This is a genomic window from Pseudomonas sp. DG56-2 (assembly GCF_004803755.1).
Taxonomy (GTDB): domain Bacteria; phylum Pseudomonadota; class Gammaproteobacteria; order Pseudomonadales; family Pseudomonadaceae; genus Aquipseudomonas; species Aquipseudomonas auratipiscis.
The window spans coordinates 5,242,501-5,256,412 of record NZ_CP032311.1 but is presented as its reverse complement, the minus strand read 5'-3'; the positions used below and the strand labels follow the sequence as shown (position 1 = coordinate 5,256,412).

At 58.4% G+C, this 13,912-nt stretch carries 12 protein-coding genes; 9 read left to right on the top strand and 3 right to left on the bottom strand.

Annotated elements, in window-relative coordinates; translation table 11 throughout:
* Positions 1–31 precede the first annotated feature (31 nt).
* A complete protein-coding gene (locus tag D3Z90_RS24150) occupies positions 32–2,518 on the top strand; it encodes a circularly permuted type 2 ATP-grasp protein (protein WP_136478393.1) in 2,487 nt (828 codons plus the stop codon).
* Entirely contained in the window at positions 2,518–3,420 is a 903-nt protein-coding gene (locus D3Z90_RS24145) for a transglutaminase family protein (protein ID WP_136478392.1), read from the top strand. The genes D3Z90_RS24150 and D3Z90_RS24145 overlap by 1 nt, the downstream gene beginning before the upstream one ends.
* Here the strand turns inward: D3Z90_RS24145 and D3Z90_RS24140 are convergent.
* On the bottom strand, positions 3,417–4,004 hold the full coding sequence (locus D3Z90_RS24140; RefSeq protein ID WP_136478391.1) for a TIGR00730 family Rossman fold protein: 588 nt from the start codon (positions 4,002–4,004) through the stop codon (positions 3,417–3,419). The two genes, D3Z90_RS24145 and D3Z90_RS24140, sit on opposite strands and share 4 nt — an antisense overlap.
* A gap of 350 nt (positions 4,005–4,354) precedes the next feature.
* Here D3Z90_RS24140 and azu point away from each other — a divergent pair, with 350 nt between their 5' ends.
* A complete protein-coding gene (gene azu, locus D3Z90_RS24135; RefSeq protein WP_136478390.1) occupies positions 4,355–4,801 on the top strand; it encodes an azurin in 447 nt (148 codons plus the stop codon).
* 79 nt (positions 4,802–4,880) lie between these two features.
* On the opposite strand, the gene nadE is transcribed toward azu, so the two are convergent.
* Positions 4,881–5,708: an ammonia-dependent NAD(+) synthetase gene (gene nadE / locus D3Z90_RS24130; RefSeq protein ID WP_136478389.1), complete on the bottom strand. Its 828-nt coding sequence runs from the start codon at positions 5,706–5,708 to the stop codon at positions 4,881–4,883.
* A gap of 3 nt (positions 5,709–5,711) precedes the next feature.
* Positions 5,712–6,914 (bottom strand): nicotinate phosphoribosyltransferase, encoded by a 1,203-nt coding sequence (gene pncB / locus D3Z90_RS24125; RefSeq protein WP_136478388.1) that lies wholly within the window; start codon positions 6,912–6,914, stop codon positions 5,712–5,714.
* Between the two features lie 469 nt (positions 6,915–7,383).
* On the opposite strand from pncB, the gene D3Z90_RS24120 reads away from it, so the two are divergent.
* The 6 genes from D3Z90_RS24120 (at position 7,384) to D3Z90_RS24095 (ending at position 13,901) form a co-directional block, all read left to right on the top strand.
* On the top strand, positions 7,384–8,520 hold the full coding sequence (locus D3Z90_RS24120) for a branched-chain amino acid ABC transporter substrate-binding protein (protein ID WP_136478387.1): 1,137 nt from the start codon (positions 7,384–7,386) through the stop codon (positions 8,518–8,520).
* Between the two features lie 158 nt (positions 8,521–8,678).
* Positions 8,679–9,593 carry a branched-chain amino acid ABC transporter permease LivH gene (locus tag D3Z90_RS24115; RefSeq protein ID WP_136478386.1) on the top strand — a complete coding sequence of 305 codons (915 nt, stop codon included), beginning with the start codon at positions 8,679–8,681 and terminating at the stop codon, positions 9,591–9,593.
* Positions 9,594–9,595: 2 nt separating this feature from the next.
* On the top strand, positions 9,596–10,879 hold the full coding sequence (gene livM, locus D3Z90_RS24110) for a high-affinity branched-chain amino acid ABC transporter permease LivM (protein ID WP_136478385.1): 1,284 nt from the start codon (positions 9,596–9,598) through the stop codon (positions 10,877–10,879).
* Positions 10,876–11,751 carry an ABC transporter ATP-binding protein gene (locus D3Z90_RS24105; RefSeq protein WP_136478384.1) on the top strand — a complete coding sequence of 292 codons (876 nt, stop codon included), beginning with the start codon at positions 10,876–10,878 and terminating at the stop codon, positions 11,749–11,751. Before livM ends, D3Z90_RS24105 begins: the two co-directional genes overlap by 4 nt.
* Entirely contained in the window at positions 11,748–12,464 is a 717-nt protein-coding gene (locus D3Z90_RS24100; protein WP_136478383.1) for an ABC transporter ATP-binding protein, read from the top strand. Before D3Z90_RS24105 ends, D3Z90_RS24100 begins: the two co-directional genes overlap by 4 nt.
* 669 nt (positions 12,465–13,133) lie before the next feature.
* The gene (locus D3Z90_RS24095) at positions 13,134–13,901 is read left to right on the top strand and encodes an SDR family oxidoreductase (protein ID WP_136478382.1); all 768 of its coding nucleotides are present in this window, start codon (positions 13,134–13,136) and stop codon (positions 13,899–13,901) included.
* Positions 13,902–13,912: the final 11 nt, after the last annotated feature.

Genomic DNA, 13,912 nt, shown 5'->3' with positions numbered 1-13,912 from the left:
CTGAATCGACTTGCAGACCTCGATCGACGCCATGCCTGACTTGTTTGATGCCTACCGGCCAATCCCGGGTGCTTACCACGAAATGCTCGATGACCAAGGCAAAGTCCGTGGTCACTGGCAGCCAGTGTGTGATTACCTGCAGCGTAGCGGCCCGGCACAGTTGACCCAGCGACAAGCGTCACTGACTCGCCAACTCCGCGAAAACGGCGTCACTCACAGTATTTATGCCGATCCCCAAGGCGCCGACCGTCCTTGGGAACTGGATTTGTTGCCGCACCTGATTCCTGCCTCCGAGTGGCAGGCGTTGGCCTCGGGCATCGTCCAGCGCGCACGTCTGCTCAATGCGGTTCTGGCCGACGTTTATGGTCAGCAACAGCTGATCCGCAACGGGTTGCTGCCAAGCGAGCTGATCTATGGGCACAACAATTTCCTCTGGCCCTGCCAAGGAATCAGCCCGCCCGGTGGGACCTTTCTGCATGTCTACGCGGTGGATCTGGCGAGGGCACCGGATGGTCGATGGTGGGTCACGGCTGACCGTACCCAAGCACCATCCGGCGCGGGTTATGCACTGGAAAATCGGACCATCGTTTCCCGCGCGCTGCCTGAGTTGTATCGCGACCTGCGGGTTCAGCATCTGGCAGGCTTTTTCGCTGCATTGCAGCACACGCTGGTGCGCCTGGCACCCAGCGAGAAGGAGGTGCCACTGGTCGTCTTGCTAACGCCGGGCCGTTTCAACGAAAGCTATTTTGAGCATTTGTACCTTGCCCGCCAATTGGGCTACCCGCTGGTAGAGGGTGCAGACTTGACCGTGCGCAACGCCACGGTCTTTCTCAAGACGCTCAGCGGATTACGCCGGGTTCATGCAATCATGCGTCGTCTGGACGACGATTTTTGCGATCCGCTGGAGCTGCGTACTGACTCGGCACTCGGCGTTCCCGGATTGCTCGATGCGGTGCGTCAGGGTCGTGTTCTGGTAGCCAACGCACTGGGTTCCGGGGTGTTGGAATCGCCTGGTTTGCTGGGCTTTTTACCAGCCATCAACCAACATCTGTTTGCCGAGGAACTCAGCTTGCCATCGATAGCCACGTGGTGGTGCGGCGAACCTGCGGTGATGGCGCAAGCACTGGAGCAGCTCCCGCAGTTGTTGGTAAAACCTGCCTTTCCTTCACAGCGCTTCAATCCAGTATTGGGTCGTGGGCTGAACGAGGCCGAGCGTCAGGCGCTTCGCCAGCGGATTCAGGCGCGCCCTTATGCCTATGTAGCTCAGCAACTGGCGCAATTGTCACAAGCGCCGGTATGGCAGCAGGACCAAGGTCAATTGCGGTCACGGGCCATTGGTATGCGGGTCTATGCAGTGTCAACGGCTGAGGGATACCGGGTCTTGCCGGGCGGCCTTACCCGAGTGGCCGCGCTGGCAGACGCTGAAGTGGTGTCGATGCAGCGTGGAGGCGCCAGCAAAGATATCTGGGTGTTGGGGGACACGGCACCTGTCGATGAGCCGTGGCGGAGCGCGCAGACGCTTGGCGTGGCTGAGCTGGTGCGGCAAGACCCGTACCTGCCGTCACGCGTAGTAGAAAACCTGTTCTGGTTCGGACGGTATTGCGAGCGCTGCGATGCCAGTGCGCGTTTGCTGCGGATCATCCTTACCCGGTATCTCGATGGCGACGATCCCCTGGCCCTGCAGGCCGCGGTGACGCTGGCGGGTGAACGTTCGTTGCTGCCGCCCGAGGGCAGGCTGCTCGAGCGTTTGCGCGCCGCTTTGGCCGGCCAGGACTGGGCCTTCAGCCTCAGTAATAACCTGCAGCGCTTGCACTGGGCAGCGTCACAGGTGCGCGGCAAACTTTCGCGGGAAAACTGGCAGGCGTTGGTGGAGTTGCAACGCGAGGCGCAGAGCCTTGGCGATGACACGGCGGGCCTTGGGGAACAGGTGGATTTTCTCAACCGCCTGGTCATGTCGATGGCGGCGCTGTCGGGCTTTGCCCTGGATGACATGACCCGCGACGAAGGCTGGCGCTTTTTGATGATTGGTCGGCGCATCGAACGCCTGCAGTCACTGTGCAGCAGCCTGGCAGCTTTCCTGCGCGGGCCGGCGGTATACGATCAGGCTGGGCTTGAGTGGCTGCTGGAATTGGGAAACAGCAGCATTACCTATCGCTCACGTTATTTGGCGGTCGCACAACTGATTCCAGTGCTCGACCTTTTGCTGCTGGATGAACAGAACCCGCACGCCGTGATGTTCCAGCTCAACCTACTGGTGCGTACCTACCGACGCTTGTGCGAAGCGTTCGCCAGCCCCGTTGATCCGGGCCTGGCGTTGCTGGCTCAGCAGCTCAAACAGTTCGACTTGCGCAACCTCGAGACCTCGTTGTTTGGCAGCGCGAGTGTTCATGCGGTGTTGACTGGATTGGCCGACCTGTTGCAATCGGTCGCTGCAGCCAGCAGCGGTATTTCCGAGCGCTTGGCCCTGCGCCACTTCGCTCATGTCGACGATGTCAGTCAGCAAACGGTGTCGGTCTGATGAGTGCGCGTTATCATGTTGTTCACGACACCCATTATCGCTATGACAGTCCGGTGTCCCTTGCCCAGCAGTTGGCTCACCTATGGCCACGGCCTTGTGCCTGGCAGCGTTGTACGGAGCAGGTGCTCCAGATCAGCCCCGAGCCGACCCAGCGACGGGACGAATGGGATGTGTTCGGAAATCCGCTTACGCGCCTGGCCTTTGAACGCCAGCATGAGCAGTTGCGTGTGGTCGCGCGCTTGCATGTCGAGGTGTTGCCGCGAAGCGCTCCACAATTGAGTGTTTCACCGGCGTGGGAGCAGGTTCGTGATGCACTGAGCTATACCAGCAAGCCGCTGTCGAGCGAGCATCTGCAGGCTTGTCGCTACCGTTTTGAATCGCCCTACGTGCGTCTGAAGCAGCGTTTCGTTGCTTTCAGCGCATCGTGCTTTGCCCCAGGCCGACCTTTGCTCGCGGGCTCCCAGGCATTAATGGAAAAAATCTTCAGCGAGTTCACCTTCGAGGCCGGCGCGACCCAGGTCGCTACGCCGTTGGAGCAAGTGCTTGAGCGCAGGCGGGGCGTTTGCCAGGACTTTGCTCACCTGATGCTTGCCTGCCTGCGTTCAAGGGGGCTGGCGGCGCGCTATGTCAGTGGCTATCTGCTGACTCGACCGCCGCCTGGGCAACCGCGCCTGGTGGGGGCTGACGCCTCGCACGCGTGGGTCTCGGTATTTTGTCCAATCCAGGGCTGGGTCGACTTTGACCCAACCAACAACCTGCTGCCTGCGCTGGAGCACATCACCTTGGCCTGGGGCCGGGACTTCTTTGATGTGTCACCGCTGCGTGGCGTGATTCTCGGCGGCGGCACGCATGATCCGCAGGTGCAGGTTACGGTGATGCCATTGGAAGGCGCCCAGGCTTAGTCAGGCTTTTTGTCTACCCATTTAGGGGCGACCGGCGCCTGGAAGTTTTCCATGGCGTCGAGTAGTTCGCCAGGGGCGTCGGCAAGTTGCAGCATGGCCCGATGTTGTGGGCGCACAAAGCCTTCTTCCACCACATGGTCGAGGAAGCTGCCAAGTTTGCTGTAGAAACCGTTGACATCGAGCAGCCCCAGGGGCTTGGCGTGGTAACCCAGTTGGCCCCAGGTCCAGACTTCAAACAACTCTTCCAGGGTGCCCAGGCCGCCGGGCAGGGCGACGAATGCGTCGCTCAGTTCAGCCATGCGTGCCTTGCGCGCATGCATACCGTCGACGACTTCCAGGCGGGTCAACCCGGTATGGCCGATCTCGGCGCTTTTCAGAGCCTGCGGGATTATCCCGATAACTTCACCGCCAGCGGCCATGGCCGCGTCAGCCACGATCCCCATCAGGCCGACGGCACCGCCGCCGTAAACCAGGGTGAGGCCACGCTGGGCGATGGTCTGGCCAAGGGCGATGGCTGCATCGCGGTAGGCAGGGTTGACGCCGGTGCTGGCGCCACAGAATACGCAAATGGAACGTACAGGCATTTCATCTCTCCGATAACAAGCACACAGAGAGTAAGGCGCATACCCGCCGCTTCCAAGGGCGGATCTTATTCGGAACGACAGAACTCGCAAGTGGCGCCACTGGCACCGCAGGCATAAGCGGCGAGCAAGCTGTTCATCAAGCTGTTGAGGGACATGGCTTCTACTCCTGAATGAGAGGTTGTTTCATCGTCCCGGAATGGCGCATGATGTGCACTTTGATTGGCTGTATACAATCCATAGAACAAATCTACTGTCCGGCGCTTCTCCGGCCTCTTGATTCATATCAGGGAAGGGATGAAGTGATTCAGGCAGTCTGCAAACTGATCAAAACCCTGCCAAGGAGATTCACGATGTTTGCCAAAGTTGTAGCTGTATCTTTGCTGACTCTGGCCAGCACTCAGGTGTTTGCCGCTGAGTGTAAGGTTACCGTCGACTCCACCGACCAGATGTCCTTCAACACCAAAGACATCGCCATCGACAAAAGCTGCAAGACTTTCACCGTTGAACTGACTCACTCCGGCTCGCTGCCGAAGAACGTCATGGGCCACAACCTGGTGATCAGCAAAGAAGCTGACATGCAGCCAATTGCTACCGATGGCCTGTCGGCTGGTATCGACAAGCAATACCTGAAAGACGGTGATGCACGTGTTATCGCTCACACCAAAGTCATTGGTGCGGGCGAGAAAGACTCGGTTACTTTCGACGTGTCGAAACTGGCAGCGGGTGAGAAGTACGGCTTCTTCTGCTCGTTCCCAGGCCACATCTCGATGATGAAAGGCACCGTTACTCTGAAGTAACGCGTTACCTTTGAAATCGCTGGGCAATCATGCTCCTACAGACAAACTGTAGGAGCGTGCTTGCCCCGCGATGCTTTCATCAAGGCGCGAATGGCATTTCGCGCTTGTGCTGGGTCTTCTCGTAGGTGCCCTTGATAATCTCGAAGGCTTCTTCGCTCACGGGTTCTCCGTGCAGAAACGCATCAATCTGCTCATAGGTAACACCATGAGAAGCTTCGTCCGGTTTACCCGGGGCCAGGTCTTCCAAATCAGCAGTGGGCACTTTCTCTACCAGTGACTCCGGAGCGCCAAAGCTGCGGGCGATTGCCCGTACCTGGTTTTTTACCAGGCCGCTCAACGGGGCCAGGTCGCAGGATCCATCGCCAAACTTGGTAAAGAAACCCATCACCGCTTCGGCGGCATGGTCGGTGCCGATCACCAGGCCCTGGCGAGCGCCGGCGATGGTGTACTGAGCGACCATACGCATGCGTGCCTTGGTGTTGCCAACCACGAAGTCGACCATCGCCGGCTTGCCGTTTTCCAGCGCCTGCACCTCTTTGGCCAGCGCCTGTACCGCTGGGGCGATGTTCACCGTGTGCAGCTCGTCCGGCTTGATCACATCCAGGCAAGCCTGGGCGTCGTGTTCATCCTGCTGCACGTGGTAGGGCAGCCGCACAGCGATGAAGCAATAGGCCGGGTCGCCGGTTTCGCTGCGCAGCTCATTGATGGCCCGTTGCGCCAACAGTGCTGCAGTCAGCGAGTCGACACCACCACTGATGCCCAGGACCAGGGTCTTCATCCGTGCGTTGTTCAAGCATTGCTTGATGAATGCCACGCGCCGGGCCACTTCGGCATCGAGCGCGGCGCGGTCGGCGAATGGCGGCTGGACCTTGAGCGCTTGCGCGATCTCTCGCTGGACGGCTTGCATGAATTACTCCTTGGGCACTTTGAAGACATGGCGCAGGTAAGCGACGAAATTTTCGTCGCGGCATTGGGTCTTGGCTGCCTCGTCGGAAATCTTGGCGACAGGCTGGCCGTTGCAGTCGGTCATTTTAAGCACGATGCTCATCGGCGCCACCCCTGGAATGTCACAGGTCAGGTTGGTACCAATGCCAAAGCTGACATTGATCCGACCGCGCAGGGCACGGAAGATTTCCAGTGACTTGGTCAGGTTCAGGCCATCGGAAAACACCAGGGTCTTGGTCATCGGGTCGATACCCAGCTTGCGGTAGTGAGCGATGGCCTTTTCCGCCCAAAGCACCGGGTCGCCCGAGTCATGGCGCAGACCGTCGAACAGCTTGGCGAAGAACAGATCGAAGTCGCCCAAAAAAGCATCCATGGTGATGCAGTCGGTCAGGGCGATGCCAAGCAGGCCGCGGTACTCACGCACCCAGCAGTCGAGGGCGGCGATCTGGCTGTCGATCAGTCGAGGCCCCAGTTGCTGATGGGCCATGATCCATTCATGGGCCATGGTCCCCAGGGGCTTGATATCCAGTTTTCGTGCCAGGTGAACGTTACTGGTGCCAACGAAACGCGCAGGGAAGTCTTCCTTCAGCACCCTTACCACTTCTTCCTGAACCTTGTAGGAGAAGCGTCGGCGGGTGCCGAAGTCGGCTACCTGCAACTCGGCCAGTTCATCGCTGCTGGCATGGGCCCTGAGCCAGTCGAATTTGCGGTACAGCTGGTCGCGCGCTTCGCTCAGCTTGACCAACGGGTGACGCTGACGGTTGCGCACTTCACTGATGATCGCCAGCAAGGGCACTTCGAAGAGGATTACATGCAGCCAGGGGCCGCGGATGCGCAGGTACAACTGGTCGTTCTCGATGCCCAGGTGCAGATAACGCAAATTGAAGCGAAACAGGCCAAGGAAACGCAGGAAGTCCGGCTTGATGAAGTTGATCTGCTCAAGAAATCCCAGTTGACCATTGGCCAGGCTCAGCTCGCACAACTGGTCGATCTGCTCACGGATCTGCGCCAGATAAGGGCGCAGGTCTTCGCCGTTGCGGCAGCGAAACTCCCACTCCACCTCGACGTTGGGATAGTTGTGCAGCACCGCCTGCATCATGCTCAGTTTGTAGAAGTCAGTGTCGAGCAGGTTCTGCACAATGCGATCGGCGAAGGCGCTCTCGCTCATAAGGGGCTCCGTAAGGGGCGCGCGCCATCATTTGTCAGCAACGACACGCAGACCTTGTCATTGTGCCAGCCTTTTTCTGTCGGCGGGCGGGTACGCCAGGGGTACATCGGTAGCAGGCAACTGTGGCAGCGCTTTTACAGCACACCAGCTAGCCTGTAATGGTGCCCGCTGTAGCAGTCGCGCACCAAGGATGTGCAGTTCGGTTACGCATCCTGTTACAGGCTGGTTGCACGTAAACACTTGCCGGGGTTGCAATGATGGCACTAGGCGGTTGCTCTTTCTGTTTGCAGGCGGTGGCGCTTTGCGTGAAGCAGACGGTTGCACGGCCAATAAAAAAAGGACGCGGTTCAAGCCCCGACAACTTCTTCACGAGTTTTTCCAGAATAAAAAACCAATGGCACGGCCCTTGCTCAGAGCAATTGCTGAACGTTGTAGTGCCAACCAAAAAAACTCCAAGGAGCACCACCTCATGTCGCAGACGTTTTACAAGAAAGGCTTTTTGGCCCTCGCCGTAGCTACGGCGCTGGGTGTTTCTTCGTATGTTCAGGCCGACATCAAGATCGGCGTAGCAGGCCCGATGACCGGTGCCAACGCAGCGTTTGGTGAGCAGTACATGAAAGGTGCCCAGGCAGCGGCCGATGCCGTCAATGCCGCGGGAGGGGTTAACGGCGAGAAGATCGTTCTGGTCAAAGGCGATGACGCCTGTGAGCCGAAGCAGGCTGTTGCGGTGGCCAACCGCCTGGTGGATCAGGACAAGGTGGCGGGCGTGGTCGGGCACTTCTGCTCGTCCAACACCATTCCTGCTTCCGAGGTGTACGACGAAGCCGGGGTCATCGCAATCACCCCAGGCTCGACCAACCCACAGGTTACCGAGCGCGGCCTGAGCGCCATGTTCCGTATGTGCGGGCGTGACGACCAGCAGGGCATCGTCGCCGGTGATTACATCGTTGATGTGCTCAAGGGCAAGAAGGTCGTGGTGCTGCACGACAAGGATACCTATGGCCAGGGTCTGGCTGATGCCACCAAGGCTCAGTTGGCCAAGCGTGGCGTGACCCCGGTGCTGTATGAAGGCCTGACGCGGGGCGAGAAAGACTTCAGTGCCGTGGTGACCAAGATCCGTGCCGCGGGTGCCGACGTTGTGTACTTCGGCGGCCTGCACCCGGAAGCCGGCCCACTGGTTCGCCAGCTTCGTGAGCAAGGCCTCAAGGACGTCAAGTTCATGTCCGACGACGGAATTGTCACCGATGAACTGGTCACCACCGCCGGCGGCGCGCAATACGTCGATGGCGTGTACATGACCTTTGGCGCCGACCCACGTCTGCTGCCAGACAGCAAGGCGGTAGTGGAGGAGTTCCGCAAGGCTGGCACCGAACCTGAAGGCTACACCCTGTATGCCTACGCCTCGGTCCAGGCGCTGGCCGCTGCCTTCAACGGCGCCAAGTCGAACAAGGGCGAAGACGCCGCCAAATGGCTCAAGGCCAACCCGGTGAAAACCGTGATGGGCGAGAAAAAATGGGACTCCAAAGGTGACCTGACTGTTTCTGACTACGTGGTCTACCAGTGGGATGCCCAAGGCAAGTACCACCAACTGGAAAAACAAAAATAACAACGGTATTCGACCCGGGCGCCTGCCCGGGTCGCTACCCGGTTTGCGCAGTACCTGTCTTTTCTCGTAGATCTGCACAACCCTGCGCTGCGAGGGCCGCTTGATCCGGGCCTCACCGTAGTCGGCGCTGTGCAATCTCAAATACGTGAGATTGCGTTATGGATGGTATTTTCCTGCAGCAACTGATCAATGGGCTGACCCTGGGGTCTGTCTATGGTCTGATCGCCATCGGCTACACAATGGTCTATGGCATTATCGGCATGATCAACTTCGCGCACGGCGAGGTTTATATGATTTCCGCCTACCTGGCGGCGATCAGTCTGGCATTGCTGGCTTACTTCGGTATCGAATCCTTCCCGCTGCTGATGCTCGGGACGCTGATCTTCACCATTGTGGTAACAGGCGTCTATGGCTGGACCATTGAACGCATCGCCTACAAGCCCCTGCGAAACTCCACCCGCCTGGCACCCTTGATCAGTGCCATCGGTATTTCGCTCATCCTGCAAAACTACGCACAGATCAGCCAGGGCGCACGCCAGCAAGGCGTACCGACCCTGCTCGAAGGCGCCTGGCGCCTGGAAGTGGGCACCGGCTTCGTGCAACTGACCTACACCAAGATATTCATTCTGATCGCCGCTTTTGTCGGTATGGCCGCGCTTACCTACATCATCAAGTTCACCAAGTTGGGGCGCATGTGCCGTGCTACCCAGCAGGATCGCAAGATGGCTTCGATCTTGGGCATCAACACTGACCGGGTGATTTCCTATGTGTTCGTCATCGGTGCCGTAATGGCTGCGCTGGCGGGCGTACTGATCACCATGAACTACGGCACCTTCGACTTCTATGCCGGCTTCATCATCGGCATCAAGGCTTTCACCGCTGCGGTGTTGGGTGGGATTGGCTCACTGCCGGGGGCCATGCTCGGCGGGATCATCCTTGGTATTTCCGAGTCGCTGTTCTCCGGGATGATCAACTCCGACTACAAAGACGTGTTCAGTTTCTCCCTCCTGGTGCTGATTCTGATCTTCCGTCCCCAAGGCCTGCTGGGTCGCCCTCTCGTGGCGAAGGTGTAAGTATGTCTGCTGCCAAAACCAACTCATTCGATATCAAGCGTAGCCTGATCGACGCGATTCTCGCCGGGCTGATTTCCCTGATTGTCTTCGGACCCATCGTCGGCGTCGTGCTCGACGGCTACAGCTTCAACATGGAGCCCACCCGTGTCGCCTGGCTGGTTGCCGGCGTGATGGCCGGGCGTTTCCTGCTCAGCCTGTTTCTGCAAACTCCTAAAGGCCAGTCGATCCTGCAAGGTTTCGAAGGCAGCGGTTCGGGCGTGCACGTGTTGGCGCCGGACTACAAATCACGCCTGCGCTGGATTATTCCGGCGCTGGTGGTGATCGCCATTGTCTTCCCCTTCTTTGCCAACAAGTACCTGCTCACGGTCGTCATCCTTGGCCTGATCTACGTGCTGCTTGGGCTGGGCCTGAACATTGTGGTCGGGCTGGCTGGGCTGCTCGACCTGGGTTACGTGGCGTTCTACGCCATCGGTGCCTATGGCCTGGCGCTGGGCTATCAGTACCTTGGCCTGGGCTTCTGGACCGTATTGCCACTGGCAGCGATTGCAGCGGCGCTGGCTGGGTGCATATTGGGTTTCCCGGTGCTGAGGATGCACGGTGACTACCTGGCCATTGTGACCCTGGGCTTTGGTGAAATCATTCGCCTGGTGCTCAACAACTGGCTGTCGTTCACCGGCGGCCCCAATGGCATGCCGGTGCCTTCGCCAACGTTTCTGGGCATCGAGTTTGGACGTCGAGCCAAGGACGGCGGGATCCCGTTCCATGAGTTCTTTGGCATCGACTACAACCCCAACGTGAAATTCCTGTTCATCTACATCGTGCTGTTCCTGGTGGTGATGGCGGTGTTGTACATCAAGCACCGGTTGACCCGTATGCCGGTGGGGCGCGCCTGGGAAGCCTTGCGTGAAGACGAAATTGCCTGCCGCTCAATGGGCCTGAACCATGTATTGGTAAAACTTTCTGCGTTCACCCTCGGTGCCTCTACCGCCGGCTTGGCCGGAGTGTTCTTCGCCAGCTACCAGGGCTTTGTAAACCCGTCTTCGTTCACCTTCTTCGAGTCGGCGTTGATCCTGGCCATCGTGGTACTGGGTGGCATGGGCTCCACGGTCGGTGTGGTGATCGCTGCCTTCGTTCTGACTGTTGCCCCGGAACTGCTGCGTAGCTTCTCCGAATACCGAGTGCTGCTATTCGGGGTGCTCATGGTGTTGATGATGATCTGGAGACCGCGTGGCCTGATTCGTATCAGCCGCACCGGTGTAGTTCCGCGTAAAGGAGTAGCGCCATGAGCGACGACGTGATTCTTTCGGTCGACAACCTGATGATGCACTTTGGTGGTATCAAGGCGCTCAGCGATGTCAGTCTCAAGGTCAAGCGCAACTCCATCTTCGCCTTGATCGGCCCGAACGGTGCGGGAAAAACCACGGTGTTCAACTGCCTGACCGGTTTCTACAAGGCCAGCGGCGGCAAGATCGAACTGAACATGCGCGGCACGCGTACCAACGTTATCCAACTGCTTGGCGAACGCTTTCAGTTGAGTGATTTCGTTTCGCCCAAACGCTTCATCAACCGGCTGCACTACAAAATGTTTGGCGGTACTCACCTGGTCAACCGGGCGGGGCTGGCGCGGACTTTCCAGAACATTCGCCTGTTCAAGGAAATGTCGGTGGTGGAGAACCTGCTGGTGGCCCAGCACATGTGGGTAAACCGCAGTCTGCTGGCCGGTGTGCTCAATACCAAGGGCTACCGAAAAGCCGAAAGCGATGCCCTCGATCACGCCTTCTACTGGTTGGAAGTGGTCGACCTGGTGGACTGCGCCAACCGCTTGGCCGGTGAGCTGTCCTACGGCCAGCAGCGCCGACTGGAAATCGCCCGTGCCATGTGCACACGGCCTCAGATCATCTGCCTGGACGAACCGGCAGCGGGCCTGAACCCGCAGGAAACCGAAGCCCTGAGCAGAATGATTCGAGTGCTGCGCGACGAGCACGATCTGACTGTCGTGCTCATCGAGCATGACATGGGCATGGTTATGAGCATCTCTGATCACATCGTGGTACTTGACCACGGCAACGTGATCGCCGAAGGCGCGCCACAGGATATTCGCAACAACCCGACGGTAATCGCCGCCTACCTGGGTGCCGACGAAGAGGAGCTGGTATGACTGCCCCCATTCTCGAACTCAAGGACCTGGATGTGTTCTATGGTCCGATCCAGGCCCTGAAAAAAGTCTCGATGCACATCGACGAAGGCGAAACCGTGAGCCTGATCGGCTCCAACGGTGCCGGCAAGTCGACCCTGCTGATGTCAATCTTCGGCCAACCGCGGGCGGCTGGCGGGCAGATTGTCTATCGCGGTACTGACATCACCCACAAGTCTTCGCACTACATTGCCTCGAACGGCATCGCCCAGTCGCCTGAAGGGCGCCGGGTGTTCCCGGACATGTCGGTAGAAGAAAACCTGATGATGGGCACCATTCCTATCGGCGATAAACATGCCAGTGAAGACATGCAACGCATGTTCGAGTTGTTCCCGCGGCTCAAGGAGCGGCGCAATCAGCGGGCCATGACCATGTCGGGTGGTGAGCAGCAGATGTTGGCCATCGCCCGGGCGTTGATGAGTCGGCCTAAGTTATTGCTGCTCGATGAGCCGTCGCTGGGCCTGGCGCCGATCGTGGTCAAACAGATCTTCGCCACGCTCAGAGAACTGGCCAAGACCGGCATGACCATCTTCCTGGTCGAGCAAAACGCCAACCACGCCCTGAAGCTGTCTGATCGTGCCTACGTGATGGTCAACGGACAGATCCGCCTTACCGGCACCGGGCAAGAACTGCTGGTCAACGAGGAAGTACGAAACGCCTATCTCGGCGGGCATTGATTCGATCGGAAAAACAGCCCTGCGATGCGGGGCTTTTTTTGTCCACAGCTTTGTGGAAAACCTTACGAGTACTTCCTTTGCGCCGCGACACAAAGTCGCTGCAAGCGGATGTTTTGTCGAGGTTTTGAGTTGTCCACCATTGGTGTGGAAGCGGCTGTGGGTAACTTGGTAGCACCTTGCTGTAAGCCTTTATCTATAAGGCTTTCAGCGCTATGATCGTTTTTTGATCAAGTGTTCGATAAAGATTTTTGCCAGCCTTTGTCAAGTCTTTTATAGGTACTCTGCTTTGGCGCAAAACCCCTCTGCGTGCCTGTGGATAAGTCTGTGGGCAAGCATTGGAAAGAACGCTGTAAGCAGCGTGTTGATAGGCCTTGAGCCATCATCGAAAATGCCGTCATGACGGTCGCGGATGGACTGAGGTCAATTCGACAGGTTGCGGTCAAGGAAAATACTTTTGAGTTATCCATCAGGCCAGCAATGCCGAGGAAAAGTTGCCCCCGGATTTTGTGCAAGAGACTGTGGATAAGGTGAGTAAAGCTTGCTACAGCCCTTGTAGATCAAGGTGTTGATGTTTTTGGTTGTTTTTTGTACAGAAGATGTGCGCTTGCTGGCAAGGTTGCCGCCGGGCATTCTGCCGCTCCGTGATACTGACTTTGCAAGGAGTAACCGATGACTTCCACTCTATTCATCACTGGCGCGACCTCAGGTTTCGGCGAAGCCTGTGCCCGTCGATTCGCCGAAGCAGGTTGGTCGCTGGTGTTGACTGGTCGCCGTCAGGAGCGCCTGGACGCGCTATGTGAAGAGCTTGCGAAAAAGACTGAAGTGCATGGCCTGGTCCTGGATGTACGGGACCGTGGGGCCATGGAGGAGGCGATTGCCAATTTGCCGCCATCGTTCGCCAAACTACGCGGGCTGATCAACAACGCAGGCCTGGCGCTGGGGGCCGAACCTGCTCCCAAGTGCGACCTGGACGACTGGGACACCATGGTCGACACCAATATCAAGGGCTTGATGTACAGCACCCGCTTGTTGCTGCCACGTTTGATCGCGCATGGCCGTGGCGCCACCATTTTGAACGTGGGGTCGGTGGCGGGCACTTATCCGTACCCTGGCAGCCATGTCTACGGCGGTACCAAGGCCTTTGTCGCTCAGTTTTCCTCGAGCCTGCGCTGTGACCTGCAAGGCACGGGCGTGCGCGTGAGCAACATTGAGCCGGGAATGTGCGAAAGCGAATTCTCATTGGTGCGTTTCGGCGGCGACCAGGCGCGCTATGACGCCACTTACGCTGGCATCGAAGCGATCCAGCCGCAGGATATTGCCGAGACTATCTTTTGGATTCTCAATCAGCCGGCGCACATCAACATCAACAGCATTGAGCTGATGCCGGTGCGTCAGACTTTGGCCGGGTTTGCAATCGACAGGTCGGGGAAGGCCTGAGGAAGGTATCG

What these genes read in the sequence shown, in the direction of transcription:
- azu (WP_136478390.1), top strand. Translation starts at nt 4,355, where the DNA reads ATGTTTGCCAAAGTTGTAGCTGTATCTTTGCTGACTCTGGCCAGCACT.
- D3Z90_RS24120 (WP_136478387.1), top strand. Translation starts at nt 7,384, where the DNA reads ATGTCGCAGACGTTTTACAAGAAAGGCTTTTTGGCCCTCGCCGTAGCT.
- D3Z90_RS24150 (WP_136478393.1), top strand. Translation starts at nt 32, where the DNA reads ATGCCTGACTTGTTTGATGCCTACCGGCCAATCCCGGGTGCTTACCAC.
- livM (WP_136478385.1), top strand. Translation starts at nt 9,596, where the DNA reads ATGTCTGCTGCCAAAACCAACTCATTCGATATCAAGCGTAGCCTGATC.
- D3Z90_RS24145 (WP_136478392.1), top strand. Translation starts at nt 2,518, where the DNA reads ATGAGTGCGCGTTATCATGTTGTTCACGACACCCATTATCGCTATGAC.
- nadE (WP_136478389.1), bottom strand. Translation starts at nt 5,708, where the DNA reads ATGCAAGCCGTCCAGCGAGAGATCGCGCAAGCGCTCAAGGTCCAGCCG.
- D3Z90_RS24105 (WP_136478384.1), top strand. Translation starts at nt 10,876, where the DNA reads ATGAGCGACGACGTGATTCTTTCGGTCGACAACCTGATGATGCACTTT.
- D3Z90_RS24115 (WP_136478386.1), top strand. Translation starts at nt 8,679, where the DNA reads ATGGATGGTATTTTCCTGCAGCAACTGATCAATGGGCTGACCCTGGGG.
- pncB (WP_136478388.1), bottom strand. Translation starts at nt 6,914, where the DNA reads ATGAGCGAGAGCGCCTTCGCCGATCGCATTGTGCAGAACCTGCTCGAC.
- D3Z90_RS24140 (WP_136478391.1), bottom strand. Translation starts at nt 4,004, where the DNA reads ATGCCTGTACGTTCCATTTGCGTATTCTGTGGCGCCAGCACCGGCGTC.
- D3Z90_RS24100 (WP_136478383.1), top strand. Translation starts at nt 11,748, where the DNA reads ATGACTGCCCCCATTCTCGAACTCAAGGACCTGGATGTGTTCTATGGT.
- D3Z90_RS24095 (WP_136478382.1), top strand. Translation starts at nt 13,134, where the DNA reads ATGACTTCCACTCTATTCATCACTGGCGCGACCTCAGGTTTCGGCGAA.